Source organism: Hydrogenimonas thermophila, assembly GCF_900115615.1.
In the GTDB taxonomy this organism is placed as follows: domain Bacteria; phylum Campylobacterota; class Campylobacteria; order Campylobacterales; family Hydrogenimonadaceae; genus Hydrogenimonas; species Hydrogenimonas thermophila.
In genome coordinates this window covers 1-25135 of the sequence record NZ_FOXB01000024.1, presented here as the reverse complement: position 1 = coordinate 25135, position 25135 = coordinate 1, and the positions used below count along the sequence as shown (strand labels likewise).

25 protein-coding genes and 1 pseudogene are annotated in these 25135 nt (G+C 31.5%); 23 read left to right on the top strand and 3 right to left on the bottom strand.

Annotation, left to right across the window (positions count from 1 at the left end; translation table 11 throughout):
* Positions 1-10: 10 nt before the first annotated feature.
* The 5 genes from BM227_RS08090 to BM227_RS08070 all read left to right on the top strand — a co-directional run bounded on the left by BM227_RS08090 (position 11) and on the right by BM227_RS08070 (position 3764).
* A complete protein-coding gene (locus tag BM227_RS08090; RefSeq protein WP_092912814.1) occupies positions 11-943 on the top strand; it encodes a c-type cytochrome in 933 nt (310 codons plus the stop codon).
* A 118-nt stretch (positions 944-1061) separates the two neighbouring features.
* Positions 1062-2027: a GTP 3',8-cyclase MoaA gene (moaA, locus tag BM227_RS08085; RefSeq protein WP_092912812.1), complete on the top strand. Its 966-nt coding sequence runs from the start codon at positions 1062-1064 to the stop codon at positions 2025-2027.
* Positions 2027-2785, top strand: a complete 759-nt coding sequence (locus BM227_RS08080) for a 7-carboxy-7-deazaguanine synthase QueE (RefSeq protein ID WP_092912811.1) — start codon at positions 2027-2029, stop codon at positions 2783-2785. Before moaA ends, BM227_RS08080 begins: the two co-directional genes overlap by 1 nt.
* An 8-nt stretch (positions 2786-2793) precedes the next feature.
* Positions 2794-3375 carry a 6-pyruvoyl trahydropterin synthase family protein gene (locus tag BM227_RS08075; protein ID WP_092912809.1) on the top strand — a complete coding sequence of 194 codons (582 nt, stop codon included), beginning with the start codon at positions 2794-2796 and terminating at the stop codon, positions 3373-3375.
* A gap of 32 nt (positions 3376-3407) precedes the next feature.
* A complete protein-coding gene (locus BM227_RS08070; RefSeq protein ID WP_092912807.1) occupies positions 3408-3764 on the top strand; it encodes a c-type cytochrome in 357 nt (118 codons plus the stop codon).
* Here the strand turns inward: BM227_RS08070 and BM227_RS08065 are convergent.
* On the bottom strand, positions 3754-4971 hold the full coding sequence (locus BM227_RS08065) for a molybdopterin molybdotransferase MoeA (protein ID WP_092912805.1): 1218 nt from the start codon (positions 4969-4971) through the stop codon (positions 3754-3756). The genes BM227_RS08070 and BM227_RS08065 overlap by 11 nt on opposite strands.
* Before the next feature lie 63 nt (positions 4972-5034).
* On the opposite strand from BM227_RS08065, the gene BM227_RS08060 reads away from it, so the two are divergent.
* The 17 genes from BM227_RS08060 to BM227_RS07980 all read left to right on the top strand — a co-directional run bounded on the left by BM227_RS08060 (position 5035) and on the right by BM227_RS07980 (position 23530).
* Entirely contained in the window at positions 5035-5421 is a 387-nt protein-coding gene (locus tag BM227_RS08060) for a hypothetical protein (protein WP_143089720.1), read from the top strand.
* 17 nt (positions 5422-5438) lie between these two features.
* Complete coding sequence (locus tag BM227_RS08055; RefSeq protein ID WP_092912801.1) at positions 5439-5981, top strand: Uma2 family endonuclease; 543 nt, start codon at positions 5439-5441, stop codon at positions 5979-5981.
* A 13-nt stretch (positions 5982-5994) separates the two neighbouring features.
* On the top strand, positions 5995-6666 hold the full coding sequence (locus BM227_RS08050) for a 16S rRNA (uracil(1498)-N(3))-methyltransferase (RefSeq protein ID WP_092912799.1): 672 nt from the start codon (positions 5995-5997) through the stop codon (positions 6664-6666).
* Between the two features lie 68 nt (positions 6667-6734).
* Positions 6735-10667, top strand: a complete 3933-nt coding sequence (locus tag BM227_RS08045; protein WP_092912797.1) for a right-handed parallel beta-helix repeat-containing protein — start codon at positions 6735-6737, stop codon at positions 10665-10667.
* Positions 10664-11335, top strand: coding sequence for a type II secretion system protein (locus tag BM227_RS08040; RefSeq protein WP_092912795.1), 672 nt, complete (start codon positions 10664-10666; stop codon positions 11333-11335). Before BM227_RS08045 ends, BM227_RS08040 begins: the two co-directional genes overlap by 4 nt.
* Entirely contained in the window at positions 11332-12297 is a 966-nt protein-coding gene (locus BM227_RS08035) for a prepilin-type N-terminal cleavage/methylation domain-containing protein (protein WP_177202019.1), read from the top strand. Before BM227_RS08040 ends, BM227_RS08035 begins: the two co-directional genes overlap by 4 nt.
* Positions 12297-12764, top strand: a complete 468-nt coding sequence (locus BM227_RS08030; RefSeq protein WP_092912792.1) for a hypothetical protein — start codon at positions 12297-12299, stop codon at positions 12762-12764. Before BM227_RS08035 ends, BM227_RS08030 begins: the two co-directional genes overlap by 1 nt.
* Positions 12761-13267: a type II secretion system protein gene (locus BM227_RS08025; RefSeq protein WP_092912790.1), complete on the top strand. Its 507-nt coding sequence runs from the start codon at positions 12761-12763 to the stop codon at positions 13265-13267. The genes BM227_RS08030 and BM227_RS08025 overlap by 4 nt, the downstream gene beginning before the upstream one ends.
* Before the next feature lie 28 nt (positions 13268-13295).
* The gene (locus BM227_RS08020) at positions 13296-14825 is read left to right on the top strand and encodes a putative bifunctional diguanylate cyclase/phosphodiesterase (protein ID WP_092912788.1); all 1530 of its coding nucleotides are present in this window, start codon (positions 13296-13298) and stop codon (positions 14823-14825) included.
* A 100-nt stretch (positions 14826-14925) separates the two neighbouring features.
* On the top strand, positions 14926-16401 hold the full coding sequence (locus BM227_RS08015; RefSeq protein WP_092912786.1) for a hypothetical protein: 1476 nt from the start codon (positions 14926-14928) through the stop codon (positions 16399-16401).
* Positions 16398-17030, top strand: coding sequence for a hypothetical protein (locus BM227_RS08010; protein WP_092912784.1), 633 nt, complete (start codon positions 16398-16400; stop codon positions 17028-17030). The genes BM227_RS08015 and BM227_RS08010 overlap by 4 nt, the downstream gene beginning before the upstream one ends.
* Positions 17027-17401, top strand: coding sequence for a hypothetical protein (locus BM227_RS08005; protein ID WP_092912782.1), 375 nt, complete (start codon positions 17027-17029; stop codon positions 17399-17401). Before BM227_RS08010 ends, BM227_RS08005 begins: the two co-directional genes overlap by 4 nt.
* The gene (locus tag BM227_RS08000; RefSeq protein WP_092912780.1) at positions 17398-18828 is read left to right on the top strand and encodes a type II secretion system protein GspD; all 1431 of its coding nucleotides are present in this window, start codon (positions 17398-17400) and stop codon (positions 18826-18828) included. The genes BM227_RS08005 and BM227_RS08000 overlap by 4 nt, the downstream gene beginning before the upstream one ends.
* A 5-nt stretch (positions 18829-18833) precedes the next feature.
* Entirely contained in the window at positions 18834-19631 is a 798-nt protein-coding gene (locus BM227_RS07995) for an ATP-binding protein (RefSeq protein WP_143089719.1), read from the top strand.
* On the top strand, positions 19624-20622 hold the full coding sequence (locus BM227_RS07990) for a hypothetical protein (RefSeq protein ID WP_092912778.1): 999 nt from the start codon (positions 19624-19626) through the stop codon (positions 20620-20622). The genes BM227_RS07995 and BM227_RS07990 overlap by 8 nt, the downstream gene beginning before the upstream one ends.
* Positions 20619-22295, top strand: coding sequence for a GspE/PulE family protein (locus BM227_RS07985; protein WP_092912777.1), 1677 nt, complete (start codon positions 20619-20621; stop codon positions 22293-22295). Before BM227_RS07990 ends, BM227_RS07985 begins: the two co-directional genes overlap by 4 nt.
* Positions 22292-23530, top strand: a complete 1239-nt coding sequence (locus tag BM227_RS07980; RefSeq protein WP_092912776.1) for a type II secretion system F family protein — start codon at positions 22292-22294, stop codon at positions 23528-23530. The genes BM227_RS07985 and BM227_RS07980 overlap by 4 nt, the downstream gene beginning before the upstream one ends.
* A 137-nt stretch (positions 23531-23667) precedes the next feature.
* On the opposite strand, the gene BM227_RS07975 is transcribed toward BM227_RS07980, so the two are convergent.
* Both BM227_RS07975 and BM227_RS13210 read right to left on the bottom strand, forming a co-directional pair.
* A complete protein-coding gene (locus tag BM227_RS07975; protein WP_092912775.1) occupies positions 23668-24189 on the bottom strand; it encodes a type II secretion system protein in 522 nt (173 codons plus the stop codon).
* A 19-nt stretch (positions 24190-24208) separates the two neighbouring features.
* A complete protein-coding gene (locus BM227_RS13210) occupies positions 24209-24649 on the bottom strand; it encodes a prepilin-type N-terminal cleavage/methylation domain-containing protein (RefSeq protein WP_092912774.1) in 441 nt (146 codons plus the stop codon).
* A 263-nt stretch (positions 24650-24912) separates the two neighbouring features.
* Here BM227_RS13210 and BM227_RS07965 point away from each other — a divergent pair.
* Positions 24913-25135 (top strand): annotated as a pseudogene (locus BM227_RS07965) (IS1380-like element ISSlsp1 family transposase); the annotation flags it as partial.

Here is a 25135-nt window from a genome sequence, read left to right as displayed (position 1 = left end):
GGAGGCTGAAATGAAAGAATTAAAAATTTTAGCGGTAGTAGTATTCTTTACACTGCTGACATATTGGGGAGTTGAGCCTTATGCTCACTCTGTTATGCATGCTCATGTTGAGAGTGAACATTTTGCTTATGATGATTTAAAACCTCTTAACAAAAAAGGTGATCCTGTTAAAGGTGCTGAAACATTTATGAATGCTGGCTGTATAGGATGTCACGGTGTAGAGGCAGCTGGAATGCCAGCACCAATGGATCCATTGGCAGCAGCGGCAAGTTTTGGTGTAAATCCACCTGATTTGAGTAATGCAGGTGCTATTTTTGATGAGAAGTTTTTAGCTGCACTTATCAAAAATCCTGCTCATGCTTTAAAAGTTGAGCATAAATTTACTGGTGGTAAAATGCACCCAATGACACCATTTTATGGTCTTGGTGGCGATCTTGATCAAGAGGTTGCAGATATTGTAGCTTATTTGAAATCTATTGCTAAAAAACCAGAAGAGATTACTCCTAAAATGGCATTTGAAAATGCTTGTGGACGTTGTCATGCTATGAAGTATGATAATTGGACACAACTTGGTGAAAAACCTAAATTTAAGTTCAAAAAAGATGAGCTTCTTTATGAAGCAAAAGTACTTGAATATCAAGATTACCTAACAAAATATATGGGTAAACTTCCACCTGATCTTTCTATGTATATTAGATCTCGTGGTGAGCATTATATAAAAACATTTATTGAAAACCCTCAAAATCTTTTACACGGTACAGCTATGCCTCGTGTTGGTGTGACTGCTGAATCTGCAGATAAGGTTGTTGAATATCTTGCTGATGTAGGTGACAGCAAACGACATGAGCGTGATAGTGTTGGTAAAATGGTTATGATTTATCTATTTATCTTTGCACTTCTTGCATACCTGTGGAAGCAAAGTATTTGGAGAAAACTCCACTAAGAAACTATCTTCTTCAATCCGTAGAGCTGCTTTAGCTCTGCGGATTTTTTTCTTCAATTAAACTTCTTTTTTATAATTTAGAGTAAAATAACTTAAAATTTCTCTTTAAAGAGTTAATATGTTAATAGACGGACATGGTCGCAAAGTTAATTATTTAAGAATATCTGTAACTGAAAGGTGTAATTTTAGGTGTCAGTACTGTATGCCTGAAAAGCCATTTTCTTGGGTGCCAAGAGAGAATCTTTTAAGTTTTGAAGAGCTTTTCAGTTTTGTACGAGTTGCAATTGATGAAGGTGTAGATAAGATCCGCATAACAGGTGGAGAACCTCTTTTGCGTGAAGATCTTGATCGTTTTATTCAAATGATTCACGATCACAAGCCTGATATTGACTTGGCGCTTACTACCAATGGATACCTTTTAGCAAATGTAGCAGAGCGTTTAAAAGACGCTGGATTAAAGCGTATAAATATCTCTATAGATACTCTTAAACCTGATGTTGCAGCTAAAATAGCACAAAAAGATGTATTGAGTAAAGTTTTGGAAGGTGTAGAGAAAGCGCTTGAAGTTGGCTTAAAAGTTAAGGTCAATATGGTTCCACTTAAGGGTATTAATGAAGATGAGATTATTGATGTAATGGAGTATGCCAAAGCTCGTGGTATGACAATAAGATATATTGAATATATGGAAAATGTTCATGCAAAAAATGGACTGCAAGGATTAAATGGAAAAGAGATTTTAGCAAAAGTAAAAGAGAAATATACTATTCAAAAAGTTGGACGAGAGGGGAGCAGCCCAGCTTTTCACTATTTAACTGATGATGGCTACAAGTTTGGATTGATTGATCCTCACAAACATGACTTTTGTGAAAGTTGTAACCGTATTAGATTGACTGCAGAAGGTTTTTTGATCCCTTGCCTCTATTTTGATGAAGCGATGAGTATTCGAGATGCTGTTAAAGCTGGTAATATTGAAGCAGCAAGTGAGATATTACGAGAAGTTCTTAGAAATAAACCTGAAAAAAACAGGTGGAGTGAAGAGAATGCTGAAGAGTCAACACGAGCTTTTTATGAGACGGGAGGATGATGAAATTATATTTGGTTGAGCACTTTTTTTCAGTGCAGGGAGAGGGGCGTTATATGGGAAGCCCTTCAATATTTTTACGTTTTGGTGGTTGCAATTTGCGTTGTCCTGGTTTTGGCGAGTCTTGGTATAAGGGTAAACGTATTTTAGGGTGTGATACTGTGCGTGCTACCAATCAAAAACTATTTAAAGATTGTTGGGAAGAGGTAGCAGATTATAAATACTTAATCAATATTATAGAAAATTATTTGAAAAATATATCATATAAGCCTGATATTGTCTTAACAGGCGGAGAACCAATGATATATGCTCAAAACCAGATATTTTATGAGATGATAGAGTGGTTGGTTGAAAATGACTTTCGCGTTACTATTGAAACAAATAGCACAATAGCACCATCTTTTAAAGAGTTTCAAGCATATAAAAATGTAACTTTTGCAATGGCGGTAAAGTTATCAAATAGTGGAGAGCCAAAGGAGAGGCGAATAGTTCCTGATGCAATAAATAGGCTAGCAAAAGAGAGCAAAAACTCTTTTTTTAAGTTTACACTAGATCAGGAGTTAATCAATAAAGATGCTCAATCTCAGATAGAAGAGATTTGTAGCGGTTTTAGTAATGAAATATACTGTATGCCATTAGGGGACAATATAAGCGATTTGCAATCAAATGCATTAGGGGTAGCTGAGTTTTGTTTGAAGTATGGATATAACTATAGCGATAGATTACATGTAAGACTTTGGAATCGTGAAGAGAAAAGGTAATAAAATAGATGATTATCAGAAAGTTATATAAGTTTGAAAATGCTCATATAGTACGTAAATGCACATCAAGACGGTGTAGCAGAAGCATACATGGACACTCTTATAAGGTAGAACTTTTTTTTACGGCTCCATCGCTTGATCGTGGAGAGATGGTTTACGATTTTGGATTGACAAAAGGGATGATCAAAGATTTTATAGATGCTTTTGATCATGCCATAACTCTTTGGAGTAGTGATGATCCGGAGTATTTGCGCGATATGAAAAAATGGAGTGAAAGATGGGTTGAATTACCTGTAAATCCATCTGCCGAGCAGTTTGCAAGAACATTTTTTTTAATTATAGACAGAGTTTTACAGCAGACAGATATGGTAAATGGTGAATCTGATGTTACCATAGATAGTGTCATAGTACACGAAACAGATACAGGCTATGCAAAAGCCGATCACAGTGATGCATATAATGAAGAGATGGGAACTACCGATTTGAGCAAAATAATATTTTCAGATCAGGTAAAGGCAGAGTGGAAGAATCCAAAAATGTTTGAAGAGCTGTTGGATGGTAAAAGATTTGTAAACCCATTCGTTGCATAAAACTTCTGTATAATGATCCTAAAAGGATCAAAATGAAAAAATTAAATTATGTAATTGGAGCATCATTAGTTCTACTTTTAAGTGGATGTACAGAGAATAGAGGCAAAATCTCTATCAATGATACTACAAAGTCTATAAAGATCAGTCAAGCAGAAGTTTTGGCTCTCTATGCAAGATGTGCAGGTTGTCACGGATTAGATGGTAAAAAACGCGTATTTGGAAAGAGTGGCAGAATTGCCGGTCAATCAAAAAGTGAGCTTATTAGAAAGATAACAGGGTATCAAAAAGGTACTTTTGGAGGTTCGCTTAAAGGATTGATGGCTCGGCAAGTCGAACCTTTAACGCCAGAGCAGGTCAATGCCCTAGCTGAATATATATCTAAACTGTAGTAAAGAGGTTTAAAGACTCTTTAGAGGTTGGGTTGTAGGCAAGAGGTATTACTCTAACAAGATCACCCTCTTTAAGAGTGTCAACTTCAGGTGTTACAATAATTAGACCATCAGTACTCTTTAAAGGGCTTACCATTCCTGGACCTTGTTTTTCTAAAACTTCAAATTTCTCTCCATCAAATCTACCCATTAAGACGCTGAATTTACCAGGTTTTATCTTTCTATCTTTTGCGAGTTTTGTAACAATAGGAGCTATATAAGGACTATTTTTCCCTTGTAAGCGGTTAATTATAGATCGGGCAAATATCTCAAAATTCACAGCAGCCGCAGATGGATTTCCCGGTAAATTTACAATCCATGTTTTTCCAATTCGTCCAACAGTGGTAGGCTTTCCCGGTTTAATATCTACTTTACTAAAAAGAACCTCCATCCCCAACTCTTTGAAAGCATCTTTTGTAAAGTCAGCATCTCCTACGCTTACGCCACCGCTTGTTATGATGAGATCAGAGTCAAGTGCAGATGAGATATGTGCTTTTATAGACTCCATTGTATCTGCCGTTGATCCGGTAAATTTTGCTTCACAGCCAAGCTCATTAGATCTTGCAATGAACATAGGAGCGTTTGAGTTGTAGATTTGGTGTGCTTCCACTTTCTCAAAGTGCATTTTGAGTTCATGACCAGTTGCAAAGACTGTAACTGTAGGTTTACAAAAGACTCTTATGTGTGTAATTCCCTGACTTGCCAAAAGTGTTAAAAGGTAAGCGTCAATCGTATCACCAAAGTTGACTATTTGCTCACCTTTTGTAATATCTTCACCCTTTTTTCTTATGTTTGCACCACGTTTTATGGTATCTGGAAGTTGAATACCATCTTCTGTTTCTGTCGTATTTTCTACCGGTATAACAGCATCAGCTCCTTCAGGCATTACAGCACCTGTCATAATCTTTACACCATTACCTATAGTAACCTTCAGATCGCTCTCATTGCCTGCAAAGATTGTATCTTGAGATTTTATGACTCCACCGGCATCAGCCATTGTCACAGCGTAACCATCCATTGCGGAGTTGTCAAATCTTGGTAGATCAAACTGTGCAAATTTATGTTCAGCTGCTACTCTTCCAAGTGCTGATTCGATGGGTAAAATTTCAGTTTTGACAGGTTTTACATTTGCGTGAATAAGTTCTAGAGCTTCTTTAATAGGTGTCATATAAACCCTTTTTTTAACAATGATTATAGTACAATCTATCTTATGGAAACGATTGAACAAACAATGATTGAGTTACACATTTGGCCTGTGGTGGTGTTGGGTATTCTTATAGCACTAAATATTGCTGTGATAGTAGTGCAAAAAGATGATTTCAAGCTAAAAAAATACTTGAGAATTCAAGCAACAGCTTGGACAACACTAATGTCGATGATAGTTTTTACTGGTGCTACAATAATGGCATTTTATCATTTAAATTTTACGATAAAAATAATTGCTATGATAGTTGCTTTTGTTGCTATGTCATCACTCGAAATTCGTCGTCATCTTCTTATAAAAAAATCACGTCCGGGTCAGGAGTGTTTTGCGAATGTGAGAAAAAAGGTATTGCGCTATTATGTAATGCAAGCTTTGTGGATGTTGATGATAGGTGGATTTGCTACATTGACATAAGTTAAGGAGTAACTATTATGGAAGCTATAAAATATAAAGAGAGGTATAGCTACAATGACTATGTAGAGTGGGAAGGTCGTTGGGAGTTGATAGACGGAGTAGCTTACAATATGGCACCTGCTCCATACCCTAAACATCAAAGAGCTGTATTTAATATAGCAAGAGAGTTAGAAGAGAATCTAAACTGCAATGAGTGTGAGGTTTACATCTCTCCAATCGATTGGAAGATAGATGAAAACAATGTTGTGCAACCTGATGTAGCTATATTTTGTGAAACTCCTATTTTTCAATTTTTTACAAAAGCTCCACTTTTGATAGTTGAAGTTTTGTCAAAGTCAACAGTAAAAAAAGATGTAACAGTAAAATATGAGTTATATCAGAATAATGGAGTTAAATATTACATTATGGTTGAACCGGACTCTGAAGTTGCAGATATCTTTATTTTGGATAATGGAGAGTATAAGTTTTTAAAAAAAGTGGTAGATGAGGTTATGACGTTTGAGTGGGAGAGTTGCTCTACAAAAATTGATTTTGGTAAATTGTTTGACAAAAAAGTTTGATAGGTAATTTGCAATGCAATTTTTATATCATCCAGATTCAGGTTTGTCAAAAATAAAAATAGAGGGTGAATCTTACAAGTATATCTTCAAAGTTCGTCGCCATAAAGAGGGTGAACGAATAGCACTTAGAAACCTACAAGATCAATTTATATACTTTTACACAATAGAGAGAGTTACCAGGCGTGAAGCAGAGCTTCTTTTTTTGGAAAAAGAAGAGAAGGTTGTAATGCCAAAAAACTCTATGCATATAGGTTGGTGTATAGTAGATCCAAAAGTTGTTGAAAAAACTTTACCGATGCTAAATGAGTTGGGTGTTGAAAAGATTACATTTATCTACTGTGATAGAAGTCAAAAAAATTTTAAATTAGATTTTGATCGCCTTAACAGAATACTCATTAATTCTAGTCAACAGTGTGGTAGAAGTAAAATGATGGGACTTGAACTGGTTTCATCTATAGATGAGTATTTAAAAATATATCCTCAGAGTGCTGTACTTGATTTTGGTGGAAAACATGTTATATGTGAAGATATGGTAAAATCAATTTTGGTAGGTTGTGAAGGTGGCTTTAGTGAAGAAGAGAGAGAGTTATTTAATAAAAGTAGAATCTTTACGTTAAAAACACCACTTATTTTACGAAGTGAAAGTGCAGTAGTTGCTGCTTCTACTTTTTTACTTTTAAAGTAAATTGGAGTTAAATAAATTTTTTATAAGAGTGAGCTAAAAATGTAAGTATTAGAAATGAGGATAAGCCAATGAATAAATTTTTTTTTATTATGTCAATTTTTTGTATTGCTTTATTTGGTAAAACAATAGTTGTATCTAAACTGCCTATTTATTCATGTGTATCTGGAGATGAAACTAAAAGTTCAATTGATGATGCATTAAAGGTGGCAGTTAATGGTGATACTATAAATATTTGTCCAGGAACATATACTATTTCAAAATCACTTTTAGTAACAAAAAAAGATATTACTTTGGAAGGGATGGGTGATGAAATAGATGATGTTGTTATTGAAAGCAGTAGTAAAGCAATAACTATTAAAAATGAGAATATAACATTAAAAAATTTTAAGATAGAGTCAAATGATATTGGAATATATGGGGACTGGAATGGAACAGGTGATCATAATTTTGAAGACTTAATTATACAATCAACTGCTACTGCGATTCAAATAGATCATGGTTCAAAACAGACATTTAAGAATCTAAATATTACATCAAATTCTGGTAAAGGAATAGACTTACCATTTAATACTACTGGTGAACATATATTTGATAATATTACAATAGTTTCATATGATACTTCTATTTATGTTGGACAAGGTGGACTTGATTTTACCAATTTAAATTTGACCTCTAATAATGCAAGAGGGCTAGATGTAGAAAAAACGAATAATGATTTAAATTTTGATAATATAATTATTAAAAGTAAAACAGAAGGTATTTATACATCTGAGGATGTTGATGGTGAACATGTTTTAAATAAAATTATAATAGATTCTGATGGAACAGGCATAAGTTTTGCAAGAGGCTTTTCTAGTTTAAAAGATTCAAATATAACTAGTAAAGTAAGAGGAATTGATCTGGCTCCTTATAGAGATTTGTTAATAGATAATGTAAGTATCGATACGAGTTCTGGTAGCGACCATGGTATTGTCTTAAATTGGGGAGATACCGTTGATATTACTATAAAAAATAGTAAGATTACTGCTGGAGGAGATGGAATTTATACAAATAATAGTAATGAAATTTTGATTGATTCAGTAATAATAGATGGTGGACAACGAGGAATTTATTTACCATGGAATATGAAAAATATTACTATTCAAAATTGTATTATTAAAAATACAACAGATTGGGCATTAGTCTTAGATGCAGATGTTTCAACGCCAGCAAATATAAAAGAAAATTGTTTTTATGGAGATAAAGAGGTAAAAGCAAATGGGTGGGATGCAAGTCATCATCATAATTTTGATGGTAACTATTATGATGGAGTGAGTGATATTGATGGTGATGGTAAGATAACAAGCAGTGACAGTTCTAAAATAGAGGGCTATGTTGAAGATAGTTTATTTAAAAATGAATGTCAAAATAGTGAAACTTCTGCCACTTTTTCTAATCCGATAGTAAATTACCAAATGGATGAGTGTAGATGGGATGCAGATAGTAGTACATATGAGATAAAAAATAGTGGTACATTTGGAAAAAATATAAATGCAACAAGTAAATTTGATGCAAGAAATGAAGAGAATATAACAGTAGGTGGAGGTCTTTGCAAGGTAGGTAATTTTATAGGCTCTAAGCATATAGTTCCACAAAATAACATTTTACTTGATTCAGAATATACAGTTATAGTATGGATAAAGTTTCCTCTGAGTGATGAAAATCATGAAACTTATTGCTTTAATATAGTAGGTAATAGTATAGATTGCTCAGATAATTCTGTAAGGTGGTTAAATCAGTATTACAATATAGCCGATAGAGAAGATAGTGCAGGAGCAAGTCTCGATAGTAGTGATAGTTTTATCTTTTTTAAAAAATATAAAAGGAAATATTGGCCTAATTGGAGATGGGCTTGGTGTATAGATGATAAAAATGGAGATCCTCATTGTAAAAACTTTACAATGCCAAGTGATGGTTGGCATATGGTTACATTTATGGCTGATGGTGGTGAAAATAAAACTAAAGTTTATATAGATAAAGATGAAAAAGATTTTATTAATTATGTTTTAACTGGTATATCATTAAATAGAATTTTTGCTTCAGATTATGGTGGAAATGAGGGAAATCAATCAATAGGTGCATATGTAGATGAATTTAAAATATTTAATCAAGATATAGATGAAGATAAGATTACAGAGATATACAACAATGAGAAATCTGGTAAGAATTATGATGGTAGTATAAGAGATTGTTTGAATTGTAGTGAACAAAATGAATCTAAAGTATATAAATTTTATGCTTGGGATACATTTAGAGATAAAGATGATAGAAGAATCTCTACAAAAATAGTAAATCAAGATTTTAATCTTACTATTGCATCTTTAGATGAAAATGGAACAGATTATAAAGAATTTAATGGGACAGTATGTGTGATATTGGTAGATAGTAATAATAATGATATTAACTATACCAGTTGGTACAGAATGGAAGAGTTTATAGCAGACAATAATGAGAGTTTAATAAGTAAGAGTAATTGGACAGATATAAATGTAACAAAAGCAGCAAAAGAAGTTAGCGTAAAAATAGCTTGGAAAAATAATGTTGATAAGAGTTGTCCTTTAGTCGAGGAAGATAATGATACAACTTCAGCAGAGAAGTTTGCTGTAAGACCTGAAAAATTTGTAATTACTAATATTATAAATAATCTTAAAGCGGGAGAAAGTTTTGATTTAAATGTCAAGACAACTTCACAACCAGATGGTTATAACGGGAGTGCTCATATAGATGTAAATATTTCAGATGGTGATAGAAGTTGTCCAAAAGTAGGAGCTGATTTAAATATATCAGATATAAATTTTATAAATGGAGAGAGTAATAATAGTGCTAAATTTAATGATATTGGAGAGGTTTATTTGAATATGATAGATAAAAATTGGGCAAGTGTTGATAATAATGATACACCACAAAATTGTGATAAAAATGGAACATATATTTGTTTTGAAAAAATAAATTTGACTATAACCCCGCATCATTTTCAGGTAAGCACTAATCTTAATAATTTTAATGATGATTTTACCTATTTTTCAAGTGATTTGAATATGTCAGCTAGATTAGATATAAATATAACAGCACAAAATATGGAAAATCAAACAACAAAGAACTATAACAGTACTTGCTATGCAAGAGATATAGATATAAATGTCTCTACTAATACAAGATCTGATTTACCTAACTTGCTATACATTTATACAGATGCAAAAGGTACAAATAGTACCTTGCAAAATGTAGGAATAAATATGATTTATAAAGATCAAAATTTTACAACAGATAATAATGGTTCTACTTATATAAGGTTTTATATAAATTATGATAGAAATTATAGTAAAAGTATTAATCCTTTTAAGTTAAGTGTGATAGATATAAATATAACAGATATAAATGGTACTTTTGGAAATGCTAGGCCAGATAAGAATGTAACATTTTACTATGGTAGAATTAAGTTTAAAGATATACGAACTACAGAAAAAGATATTAATAATACTGGTTATGTTTTAGTGTATTCCGAGAACAAGTTAGATGGGTTTATTCAGTATAGTTCAAATTGGTATATAAATAAAAATCATTCAGATATTAAAGAAGGAAATATTACAAATGCAGAGGCTCACGAAAATACTGTATTAGCAAGTAGTGAGAAATCTGATATTAATATCTCTTCTGAAGAGCCAAATGAGGGAAAAATTAATATTACTATATCTCATAATTATAATGAGTCATTTAAATCTTATATACATATAGATATTAATGATAGTAAATGGCTTTGGTATGTCTTAAATGGCTTTGGTGGTGCATATAGCTTTGATAATAATAGTGACTGTACTGTTCATCCTTGTTTTGAATATGAGTATATTAATAAGTCTAATGATTCTAAGAATGGGGTTATAAGTGGTGATTTTAATGGAAGTGATTTTGATTTAAATATAAGTATGCCTCAAAGAAAAAGAGGAGTCAAAATATTTAGATGAGACAAGCTGTAACATTAATAGAGTTAATACTTACTATTGTAATAATAGCTTTAACATTTACTGTTGTACCTAAAATTATTCAAGTTACAGCAAAAAGTTCTGAGCAGGGACGCAAAGAAGATGCTATGTTTAATGCAATTGCTTTAATAAACATAGCTGCATATACAGCATGGGATGAAAGTAATACATTATATGATGATATATTGCAAACAGGTCAAAATAATAGTTATGAGTGCAATTCAACTACTCATTACAGAATCGGTGGCTTTTATGGTGGAAGAAAATGTGAAAATGATGTAAGTGCTAGCAATTTAGATATAGACGAAGTTAATGAAATATTTGATGATATAGATGACTTTAATAGTTTTGATATTAATAGTTCATATATAGCATATTGTAATAGTAATGAACTAGAAGATTATGTATTAGATGTAAATGTAAGTTATGTTAATGATCCAAAAGTAACAAATATTGAAGATATAAGATTATATGATGATAGAAATGCAACCAACTCACCCACCAATACAAAGTATCTAACTGTTAAAGTAAGATACAATCCGAGTGGTGCAAAAGGAAATATTGGAAAAGGGAGTGGTTGTATAGCCTCTTTCTATTACCATTCTTTTAATTTGGGATATGTTCAAATAAATAGATTGGAGTGGCATTGAAACGTAAAGCATTTACTCTAATCGAGTTGATTATTACTATTACTATATCAGCTATTCTTGCAATTGGTACATTTAAAGCAGTAGAGGCAATCTATATAAGAGGTCAAAAAGTAAAAAATATTACTCAATTAAGTCTTGATACACAATCGGTAGCTGATCAGTTAAGCTTACTGTTGTATGATCGAATACCAGCAAGCGTAATAGGATATAACCCTGATAATGATGTTATTGATTTTAGACCATTAAGTGATATATCAGGTAATGAAAATTATACAGTCTTAGAGTGGTTGGGTATAGCAAGAGAAGCATTAAATCATAGATCTTATAGCTGTTTTATTGATTTGTCTAAAAGTGATAAAGAGAACAATAAAATATTTTCTCCAGATACAAATGGAACAAAAATCAGTAAAATAGTTAGAAAAAAACTTAATATTAGTGAAGATATATATTCTCAAGGTATAGTCAATCTTGTTTTTGCAGGAAGCTTTGATGAAAGTACGCTTGAACAAGATTTTAATGATTCATTCGGATGGCATGGAAATGATAGCTATGCATCTTTGGATATTAATATAAGTGATGAAGGAAATATTACTATTGTAGATAGTCATCAACCGAACTATATATATGAAAAATACTACTTGGTAGATACTGCTTATGCTGTAGCAAGAGGAATAGATGTTAATATTAGTCTATGTTCTGATTTAAACAATACAAATGTAAAGAAAGATAATAATACGCTATATCTTTTTTTTAATTACAGACCTTGGAAGGGTGAAACATTTTGTGGGGACAAGCGCAGTGATGCAAATAGAAGTGGTAATGTTACAATCTTAATGCAGGATGTTACTGCCTTTGAAGCTTTTACTGTAGATAGGACAATAAGATTTAAAATTGATAGTTATAGAAATATTAGAGGAACCACAAGTAGGGTACATATATCTAAACAGAAGGTTGTATTTTAATGCGTAAAGCTTTTGGGTTAATGCAGGCTATTATGATTATTCTAATAATGAGTGGAGTTGCTTTATTGACTTTGAAATTTGCAACACTGCAGTCAAAACATTATAGCGATACTTTTTTAAAAGAGCAGGCAGAACTCTTTTTACAGAGTGCAACAGAGGCTGCATTACTTGAAATTTCAGGATTTGACAGAAATGATCATAATAGTTGTATTAAAAATATCAATATTATATCTCCTGATAGCCTTTTTATAGCAGAAATGAATATTAGCAAATATTTCCTTTTTAATGGGAAAGATAATGGTGGTAAAGATTGGCCTAGTAACTGCAGAGATAGAAATAAATCTATTGGCTATGAAGATTCACATGGAATGATTTTACTTGAAGCAGTTGTTGAAAGTAATGATTCTCATCCTAAAATTGGAAATAGTAAAATCAGGATAGTTCGTAGGAGTTTACAACGACCATGAAAAAAGCATTCAGTTTGATTGAACTTATTTTTGTAATGGTCATCATAGGTATATTGGCTGCTACAGGAGTTTATTACTTTAAACCAAATATTTTACAAAGAGATGTTGACTATGTTTTGGGCAAGATAAAAGAGGCAAGATTTAAAGGGATAGGGTATAACAAATTTGAATTTAATGGTAGTTATATATCTGACCCTGTTGGTTGTATAAAGTTAACAAAAGATGCTTTAAATAATGATAATACAAAAGATGAAACTCAAAAATATAAAATTAATGATTTAACAACAATTAATGTATCTGATAATGTGAAGATATTATGTTTTGATTATTTGGGAAGACCTCATAGTGATAAAAATGAGAGTGATGGAGATGATAATAATGAAACAAGGTTAGATACTTTATTGCATAGTCCATTAGAGATAAATGTTACTTACAATGGTGATTCAAGAATAATTTTAGTGTTACCTATGAGTGGTTTTGCAACTGTAGCTAGTTGTAATTGAGTTAGATAAGTGAAATAAGGAAGTAGCTATGACAATTAAACACAATGAAAAAAGAATTCTTGATTGGGTAGTTGTTATTCCAATTGTTGCTATAGGACTAGTATACATTTTTTCTACACTTTTTTTTAAAGATAATCTACTATACGCTACTAGTATCACTTTAATAATAGTAACTGTAACATTTTTTTTGTTGATAAAGATAAAAGAAGCCATAGAGTCTTATGATAAAGAGCTTAAAGAGAGTCAGATGGCTCTTTGTGAAAAAGCAATGTATGATGAGCTAACAAAGCTTGCAAATAGATCTTTGTTTAAAGACAAATGTATATCTGAAATATATCGCGCAAAGAGAGAAGATCATCTTATTGCTATTCTCTTTATAGACTTAGATGGATTCAAAACTATAAACGATACATTTGGACATAACATTGGTGATGAATTACTTATTCAAGTTGCCAATAGAATATCTTCACAAGTGAGAAAAACAGATACTTTGGCAAGATTTGGAGGAGATGAATTTGTTTTAATGCTTGTAAATTGTAAAAGTGAGACAAATGTTACTCATATAGCTGAAAAAATCAAAAATAGTATAAGTAAACCATTTGATCTAGCTAATGAAGAAGTAATGGTAGGCTGTAGTATTGGTATAAGTATGTATCCTAATGATGGTCAAGATTATGATGAATTATTGAGAAATGCAGATATTGCAATGTATAAAGCAAAAGAGAGTGGAAAAAACAGAGTTGTATTTTTCAACAAAAATATGTATTCAAAAATAATAGAGTTTCAAAAAATGGAAAATAGTATTAGAAAAGGTTTAGAAAATGATGAGTTTATTCTATATTATCAGCCACAGGTCTATACACATAATAATGAGATAGCAGGTTTTGAGGCACTTATAAGATGGAAAAAGGGTGATGAAATAGTGACTCCAGGGGTATTTCTTCCTGTAGCAGTACAAAGCGATCTTATTGTTGAGATAGGTGAAATGGTTATGATTAAAGCAATGAGTTTTGCAAAAAAACTACATGATTTAGGGTATAAATTTGGCAAAATATCTATTAATATAGATAATAGACAACTACAGAAGGGAAATTTACTGGAAATAATACAAGATGCCCTTAATAAGACTGGTTGTAATGAATCTCTTATAGAGTGTGAAATAACTGAAGGCTTCATTATGAAAGATATAGAAAGTTCTATATCTCTTCTACAAAGTTTAAGAAAAGTAGGTATCAATATAGCTATGGATGATTTTGGTACAGGACATTCATCATTATCTTACATTAAACAACTACCTATTGATACATTGAAGATAGACAGAACTTTTGTAAAAGATATTCCTCATTCGGAAAAAGATATTGCCATAATCAAAACTATTGTTGCACTTGGTAAGGGTTTAGGAGTAAGAGTTTTAGCAGAAGGTGTTGAAACTGAAGAGCAAAAACAGTTTATGGTAAATAATTTTTATCCTATTATTCAAGGGTATTATTATGGAAAACCTTTGCCTGAAGAGAAAGTAATAGATTTTATTAAAGATTTTCAAAATAAACACAAATAATTCCCTCAGTTTCTGCTATTATTTTTCAATAATAAAAAATGGAACACTCTTTGCTTATAACACAATAAGCACTATAAAGTAATTAGGTTATGGAGATTTTATGCAGCTTGAAAAAGTTATATATTTGCAGGATGGAAAACTGCTCTTTTTTGATGGTCATGAGTTTACTACAGCTCTACCCAAGCATGCAAAAAAATTTCCTGTTGGTGCTACAATTCCTTCAAAGATACTTCATACCTATCTATTTAAAACTTCTAATGAAACCTCCAAAGATCAACTTGATATAGAAGTTGAAATTAAAGTTTATGAAAATGGTGGACTAGATCCAAATGTTGAATATGTGATAGACTATTTAAGCCATAATATTGAAAATAGTGATTCTGTACTTGTTGAAGTTTTGGCTGTGCCAAATAACTTATTAGATGATTGTTTTAAAGAATATACAAAAAAAATAAATACTATTGACTATATTGTTCCTACTTTTTTAACATATAAGTCACTCTATACTCGTGGAATCTCTGATGATAAAACAGATCTTTTTATATATTTTAGCGAAGATGAATCTTTAGCTTCTATATTTAAAAATGGTGAATATATTGCGTATAAACAGATCGATTCACTTAATGAGATTGCTCAAAAAAGTAATTTGCATCTTGAGGAGTTGAAAAAAATTTTACTTGAAAAAGGTTTTGAAGAGAGTAGATATGAGAGTGATGAAGAAGAAGCCATATATAATCTTTTAGTAGAAATATTTACACCAAATATCCAAAAAATCATTCATGTTGTAAACAATAAACGAAGTATTTTTGGTTTAGATGGAATTGATAGAATATGGCTTGATTTTAATGGAAAGCTAATACCAGGGTTGGATCACTTTTACTCTTTTATGGCTTATGAAGAGATTGAATATAAAGCTATAGAAATTGAAGATATTGATGGTGACAATATACATGCATATATAAGTGCATCATATTTTCTTGATTTGGCAAATTCTCTTTATGATGGACTTAATTTTACTATTTATGAACGAAAACCGCCTATTTATAAACTAGAACTTTTTAAACTTACTCTATTTGCAATAGTTGGAATTCTTATAAATGGTGCAATAGATAGTTATTTTATTTATCAAATAAATATAACAAAAAATGGTTCTGATGCCATAAGGCATAAGTTAAAGAGTCAAAAAAAGAGTATAGAGTCTTTACAAAAAAAGCTAAAGGCAGATAAACAAAGAAGTGAAGAGTTAAAGAAAATACTTAACAGAAAAGTACATGAAATAAAAGTATATAAAGATACTTTAATAGCACTTGATGATTTGACACATGGGAATTTAATTCGTGAAGAATTTATTAATGATATTTTAGTTGTTTTACAAAAATTTAATCTTTCAACCTCAAAAATTATTCAAAAGGGTAATTATGAAGTAGAAATTTCTCTTATTGCTGAATATAATCAGCGAGAGAGAATTGCTAAATTTATTGAAGCTCTTTCAAAAAAGGGCTATCAAGATGTTTCAACAGGAAAAATTTCACTAAATAATGGTGTGTATGAGAGTACTGTAAGGATTATAAGATGAATTTTAAAGAAGAGATAGAAAAATTAGAACAGCAACTCTCATCTCTTGATATAGGTAAACGGTACCTTATATATATTTCAATTATTGCATTAATAAGTGGATTAAACTACTACTATTTTGTTGAAGATATAATGAAAGAAGCAACAAAGCAAAGACAAATTTTTGAAAAATTACAAAGAGAGTTAAGAAATAAATCACCTCAAGCTATAACTAGAAAGATTAAGCAAGAGAAAAAGAGACAATTGAAATTGTCAGAGGAGATTGAAAGACTTGAGTATAAAAAACTTGCATTGCGCACAAAACTGGATTCTATGAAGTTTCTATTTTTAACCGATGATAAGTTTGCTCAATTTTTGGATGTTACTCTAAAAGATTCCGTAAATAAAGGAATTATGCTAAATAAAGTTATGATAAAAGAAGAAAACAGTGGTAAACAATATAAGGGGACAATTTATTATAACAAAGAGATAGAGATGGAAGGAAAAGGTGACTATTTATATATAGAGGAGTTTTTAAGAAATATTGAAAAACAGAATATTTTACAAAGGTTTGATCTTATAGAGATAAAGACAGATATTAACTCAACAAAGTTTAAAGCTAAGATGACATTTTTTGGAGATAAAGAATGAAAAAAGCAGTAATTTTTATATTTTTTGGGTATTTACCAGTTATGATCTACTCAAAAGATGTTCTGCCTATTTCAGTACATTATAATCCTTTTCAAAAAGCAAAAAAACTTATTATGAAAAAGAAGAATATTCCTGTAATTAAAGCAAAAATGAAAATCAATAAAAAAGTTGAAAGACTACCAATACTAGCTGGAATTTTTAATAATAAGGCATTTATTAACGGTAAACTTTATAAAATAGGTGAAAAAATTAATGGTTATCTTATTACGGCAATAGAGGATGATCGTGTTTTTTTAAAAAAATGGGGTCGTGAAGTAACTCTTTCACTAATAAAAAGACGGCATACAGTTTATAAAAAAGAGGATAGATGAGATTTTTTATATCTTCTCTTTTATTATTGTTAAGTACTGCTCTTTGGGCAGGAGAATGTGATGATAATCTATTCTCTATGAGTGCATATGAAAAAAAGAGGTACTCTATTACCATAAAAGATGTACTTTTAGATTTAACTAGAGATTGTCATTTAACAATTCTCTTTGGCGATAAAGAGTCAAAAAAGAGAATTAATGAACATCTTGACTTTGTAAATATTAAAGGTTATACATTTGAAGAGTTTTTAAGTTTTCTTTTAAATGATCATAATCTTTTTTATGATTATGATAGTAAAAAAAGTATTTTAACCATTAGCTACCAAACAACAAAAACATTTAATATTGACTATCTTAATTTATCTGAAATGAGTACTAAAAGTACTAAAACTATTCAAAGTGGCAGTACAGGTGCGACTGGGGGGACAACTGGTACAGGTACAACAGGTACAGGAGGAGGTGGTTCTTCAAAAGATACAACAAGTATAACAGCTTCATATGAGTTTAAATTTTGGGATGAGCTTAAAAAAGGTGTTGAGCATATATTAAATAACACTCCGGGTGCAAAAGGAATGGTTTTTATAAACCAAGATGCTGCTATTGTAACTGTACGTAGTACTTATAGGGGAATGAAAAAAGCTGAAGAGTATATTGAACATTTAATGCGTAAAATGCATAAACAGGTTATGGTTGAAGCAAAATTGATTGAAGTAACCTATAATGACAGTAATACAAAAGGTATAGACTGGAGTCAGTTTGATGTCAGTTTTAATGGCAATATTGTCGGTGACAAAGTTAAAGACTTCCCTTCTTCAATGGCATATACTTTTGGTTACAATTTAAATATGAACGGTCTTTTTAACTTTCTTAAAAAATATGGTAAAGTTAAAGTATTGTCAAGTCCAAAAATATTGACACTTAACAATCAACCTGCTGTAATAAATGTAGGAAACTCACTTAGCTATAAATTTCAAACAGGAACATTAACAACAACACAAGGTGCTGGATCCGCACAATCTACATTTTCTATTGGGTCTACATTTGTAGGTTTAACACTGCAGATTATTCCTGAAATTACAGATAATGGTGATATCATTATGCGTATCAATCCAATTTCTAGTGAAATGATTGCTACTGATGCAGCTAAAGATGCGTCAATAGTAAGAGAGATGCCTCCAGATATGAAAGTAAAACAGTTGACATCTATTGTTAAAGTCAAAGATGGTCAGAAAGTATTGATTGGTGGTCTTGTACAAGAGACAAAAGGTGGTGATGACAAGAAAGTACCGCTTCTAGGCGATATTCCTATTGTAGGAGGCATATTTCATAGCTCATCGAAAACAAAAACAAGAAGTGAACTTTTTATTTTAATTATACCGACAATTATACATGAAGATAATGTTCCAACAATTGATGAAGCAGGACTTTGATTATTATGAATACAAAATATTTGGAAAGCTCTTTATGGTTTGAGGAGAGAAGCGAGGGGTTAAACTTTTATGAAACACAAGCTGGAACATATGTTAAGCAAGCAATTATAAATACAATAGAAAATGAGACAAAGCAGCTTATTTTTCTTATTGGTGAGCCAGGCGTTGGAAAAACTATGCTGCTTAATGTTATGCATAATGAGTTAAAAAACAAGCTACTTTCAATCTATATAAATGCACCGTTCATAAAACCTGTTGACTTTCTTATTTCTTTAATAGAAAAAGCTGGAGAAAAAGCAAATGGTTATGTTCTTGAAAATTTGATTGAGCAGGCAAAAAATATATATGCATCGACTCCACATATAATTATGATCGATGAAGCACAGTTAATATCTAAAGAGATGATGGAGGCAATACGAATTTTAGCTGATACAAAAGCGTTTTGGTTTATTTTGGCTATGCATAAAATGGAGAGTCAAGAGATTTTAAGTGAGCCACATTTTCGTTCAAGACCACATAAAGTATATGAAGTTGGTAGATTGTCTAAAAAAGAGTGTATTTATTATATTGAAGATACGTTTGGAGCTTTGGGATTGACTGAAATAAAAGATGATTTAAGCAAGAAATATATTCATACACTCTATAAACATTGTGAAGGCAATTTTAGAAAGTTAAAAAAGATAATATATCATCTGCTACTGATTCTTCATACTGCATACGTGCAAAATAGAAAAAAGTATCAAAAAGTATCTAAATGTTTATTGATTATGGCAGCGATAGATGGGGGACTGTTAGATGCGTGATATAGATGCATTAAGCAGACGCTGCAAGATTTATCAGCTAAAAAGAGTTGTTAAATTTGTAATTTTCCCTATTGTTTTATTATTTGCTATTGGATGGAGCGGTTGGATAGCATTTGACTCTTCAAAAAAAAGTGCTGATTATAAAGAAGAGAAAAAAAAGATAGAGGAAAAAGTTAAAAAAGATGAGATAGTTTCAAAAAATAGTATAGAGCAGCCACCTTTGGTAAAACCCACAAAAAAAAGTAGCTCTGTATCTGATAAAAAAAAGCGTTTTGTTTCTGGTGTTAAAGTAATACAGTTTGTTGCAAGTTCAAAGAAGTATTACAATACTTTAAAAGAAGAGAAAAAAAAGTTTGAGCAGATGGGGTTTTCTTGTTATATTAAAGATAGCAATGATGGATTTTTTAAGTTACGTTGCCTCATTCCAGAAAATTTTAAACAAGTTAGTAAGGTTCTTAAAAGTAGAGGTATAGACTTCTTTTTACCAACTGAAGAAAAGGAGTATTTAGAAAAATTAAGTCTAAAGACCAGTAATATTTCCAGTCTATATGTACCTAAATTAGAAGAAAAAAAAGTTATCAAAAAAGATAAGCAAATACCAAAAGAAGATACAGAGAAAAAGATAGTTAAAAACACTTATTTTACTGAAACTACTCCAAATGAAAAGAGAGTATCTTCCTTGATTGCAACTAAAAAAGCTACAATTGATGAATTGATAAGTCAATATACTCATCGCCCCGGATTTACAAGAGCAATAATGATAGCAAGAGCTTTTTACAATAAGAAAGAGTTCAAAAATGCAGCAAAATGGGCTAAAAAAGCGAACTCTCTTGATCGTGAACGTGAAGAGGGATGGATACTTTATGCAAAATCTGTAAATGCTTTAGGGCAAAGAGAACGTGCAATAAAAATTTTAAAAGTATATTTAAATTTTAAATCTTCAGAAGAGGCTAGAAAACTTTTAATGCAGTTAGAAAGGGGCATGAGATGATCCGACAAAAGATACGATTAGGAGATTTACTTGTTTATGAGGGTCTGGTTACTGAAGAACAACTTCAAAATGCTCTTGCAGTCCAAAAAGCATCAGGCTTTTCAAAAAAACTGGGTGAAGTACTCATAGATGAGGGTTATGTTACAGGTAAAGAGCTTCTAAAAATTCTTTCAAAACAACTTGGTATTGAGTTTATAGATATTTATGGTGTAAAAATGGATTTTGGATCTCTTTCCAAATATCCGTTGAAACTTCTTAATGATGCTAGTGCTATTCCTTTCAAAGAGGATGATGAGTATGTTTATGTCGCAACATCTGATCCTCTTAATTATGATGCTTTGGAGGCATTAGAAAACTATATAGCAATTAAGCCATTGAAATTATATATTGCCTTAGATGGTGATATTAAGCAGATTTTTAAACGTGTAGAGGTAATTCAAAAAACGAAACTGATTGCTGAAGAGGTAAAAAGAGAGTTAAAAACAGAAGGTTTAAAGAAAGAGGGTAAAGAGAGCGCAGTAATGCGCTTAATTCAAACTATTGTAGAGGATGCTATAAATAGACGAGCTAGTGATATTCATATTGAGCCTGATGAAAATGAGATGATTGTACGTATACGGGTAGATGGCGTTTTACATGAAATTTTTGTTTTTGGTTTAGATATTTATATTGCTCTTTCTTCGCGTATAAAACTACTTGGAGGATTGGATATTTCAGAGAAAAGAGTTCCTCAAGATGGGCGATTTTCAGTAAAAGTAAAAGGTCGAGTATACGACTTCAGGCTTTCAACAACACCAACTCTTTTTGGTGAATCAATTGTTATGCGTATTCTTGACCGTGAGAAAGTATTGCTTAGACTTGAAGAGTTGGGCTTTGAGAATAAAAACCTTGAGAAATTTAACCATTTAATACATGCCCCATATGGCATAGTTCTTGTTACTGGTCCTACAGGTAGTGGTAAGACTACAACATTGTATGCAGCATTAAATGAGATAAAAAGTATCGATAATAAAGTTATGACTATTGAAGATCCTATTGAATATAGGCTTCCTTTGGTTCAGCAGGTACAAGTAAATGAGAAGATAGGGTTTAATTTTGCAACAGCTTTAAAATCATTTTTACGTCAAGACCCAGATGTAATTCTGGTTGGTGAGATTCGTGACCATGAAACATTAAATGCAGCTACTCAAGCATCTCTTACTGGTCACTTGGTCTTTTCTACACTGCATACAAATGATGCTCCAAGTGCAATTGGTCGTATGGTCCAAATGGGGCTAGAAGCATATTTGATTGCTGATGCAATTGTTGGAATAGTAGCGCAAAGACTTGTAAGAACAATTTGTCCTAATTGCAAAGCAGAGGCAAAGCTTCCTCGTGCACTTCATGCAAGAATAAAAAAATATGTACCTGAAAAAGCAAAATTTTATATTGGAAGAGGTTGCCCGAAATGTGATTTTACTGGTTATAGTGGACGTACAATGATTTCTGAAATTCTTGTAATTAATGAACTAATCTCTAAACTAATAGCAGATAATGCAACAAAGTTTGATATATATAGAGCAGCAGTTGAAAGCAATGACTTTCAGCCTATGATAATTGATGGCATTAATAAAGCTTTAAATGGTGTTACAACAGTTGAAGAAGTATTAAGAGTTGTTAAGGATATATCTTGAAATTTTTCAGGATCTCTTATAAACGAGGAAAAACCCATAACAATACTATAGTAAAAGCAGAAAATAGAATAGAAGCAGTAAAAAAATTTTATGAAATGAAACTTGGGGTTCTTATAAAAATAGAAGAGATACAAGAACCAATTTCTATGAAAATAGAAAAACAGATAGAATATTGGAAAAACCCTATAAATCGTGGTAAAGTTAATGATGAGAAATATATAGCAGCTCTTGATCAGATTGCAACAATGCTTGATGCTGGTATGCCTCTAAATGTTTCAATTGAAGAGACTGCAAAAAACAGTGATGACCCACAAATAAAGATGATTTTTAATCATATATTGGCAGATGTGGAAAAGGGTATGAGTTTAAGTGATTCTGCTGCACGATATAGTAAACAGTTAGGTCATTTAAGTGTTTCAATGTTTAAACTTGGAGAAGAGACAGGTTCATTGGCAGATGCAGTTAAAAAACTTGCTGAAATTCTTCAAGAGATTTTAGATAATCGAAGAAAATTTAAAAAGGCAACGCGCTATCCTCTATTTACTTTGGCTGCAATGGCAATAGCTTTTACAATAGTCATTATATATGTTGTACCTCAGTTTGAGTCTTTCTTTAAGTCTTCTCATATGGAACTTCCTATTCCTACTAAAATTCTTTTATGGCTAGAAAATGCTCTAATAAACTTTGGACCATATATAATTATTAATGCTATTTTAATTGCAGTAGCAATTGGGTATTTTTATAATAAAAGTGACAAGTTCAGAATAATAATGGATCGTTTTCAGTTAAAAATTTATATTATAGGTGATGTTACATACCTTGCATTGATAGGGCGTTTTTTTTATCTCTTTAGAGTTCTTAATGATGCAGGCATTCCTCTTTTAGATGCACTAAATATGGCACTAGAAGTAGTTACTAATAGATACATGCAAGAGCGTTTAAAACGAATTCCTGCAGCAGTTGAAGAGGGTAGATCTTTACATGAGGGTATTACGGAAAGTGAGTTATGCGAGAGTATGGTAATTCAAATGATAAAATCTGGAGAGATGAGTGGTTCATTAGGAAAAATGCTTGATAAAGTGACTAAAATATACAAGGAGCGTTTTAACTATATTGTTGAAAATATTGCAACACTTATAGAGCCAATAATGATTGCTGCTATTGCAGGGTTTGTTTTAGTGCTTGCAATGGGAATATTCTTGCCAATGTGGAATATGACGAATGTTGCAAATTAAAAGGATCTGTTATGTTTGAAGCTGGAAGCGGTACTCTAATTACTACTATTATTAGCACAATAATTTTAGGATTTGCTTTTTGGGTTATTCATAAGATAACAAACTTATGATTAGTTAGGAGTTTGTTAGAATAATTTTTAACTACAATTTAGATCTATAAGTTTGAAAGATCCTTTTGAGCGATTATATTCCCAATAATCACATTGATCAGGTTTTATCTCATTTCCATCCTTTACACCACTGTTACTTTTTGAAGCTGGTCCTTGAAAAATAACTATACCATTACTTTTAGTAGTACAGTTCCAGTCATTTTTAAGTGCTTCAGCATTTTTTAGTATATATTTAAATGGATTATTATTACAGTCACCAAGATTTTGAGGGTATCCTGCTGAGCAGTTGAATTCATTGCTAACACTGTTTGGATTTTGTGAACAGTTACTAGTTTTATCAGCTCCCCAGCTAAAATTGCAGTCACTGACAATCCATTCACTGTGTGCAGACTCTATAGCAGTTTCGACGGCAGAAGCCGTCGACAGTTCAGAAGAGATTTTAGCGTTTGATGTTAAATTACTAAATTTAGGAATAGCAACAGAAGCTAATATACCTATAATAACTATAACAAAGATTAATTCAATCATTGTAAACGCTTTACTCTTCATACTCTAACTTTTATAATATTTAGAATGTTATAGTTTGATTATACTCAGTAGCATTAAGCTCTTCTGTACAGAATTCTCGACTTTTTTCATCTGCAAATTTAGTACAATCTATTCCTACAGTTACAGTACGTGCAGTTAAATTGAATTCAATAAGACTTACATTATAGTCAGTCCCATTATTATCTACATAGTAGTAAGTATTTTTTGAATCAGCAAGTCTCCAATTTCCACTTTTTAGTGTAAGAATATCTTTAAGCTGGAATGAGTTATTGTTTTCCAGATCTTTTTTATTTACTGCTGCTGCTGGAACGGCAGATGCTGAATCCATAACTGTTTTAATAACATTATTAGCTTCAGCATGTTGTTTTAGGTTTTGGAACCTTGGAATAGCTGCAGCGGCCAAAATACCAATAATTACGATCACGAAGATCAACTCGACTAGAGTGAAACCTTTTCTCATAGCAAGACTCCTTGTGTATAGTGTAATAGCATCTGAGTTGCACTTAACCACAACTCTTAAAACAATTGTACAACTCTTCAGCTTAAAGTAATATCGGTTTTTTTAGTGAAAAGTAAATAGTCAATAGTTAAAAACCCCCAATAAATCCATACCAAATTAGACAACAAGCCAAATTGCTCTATAATTAGGTATTTACAAACGAAAAAGTTACACCTAAAACTTTCACCCAATGGGTGTAACTTTTTCAAACACGGAAGGAAATTATGCCACAAACTATATTAAGCTTTGATATTGAAACAACAAATGAGAAATTAACACCAAGAGCAGGTGTAGCAATATTTGGTGAATACCTAAAAGGTATGAATCTTGAACACCTTTGTAATACAAACATTCCCTTGGCTAAACATCCAAATGGGTACGATCCATTTGAGTTCATATATCCTTTGATTCTAATGCTTCACAGCAGTGGTCGTGTACTTGATGATA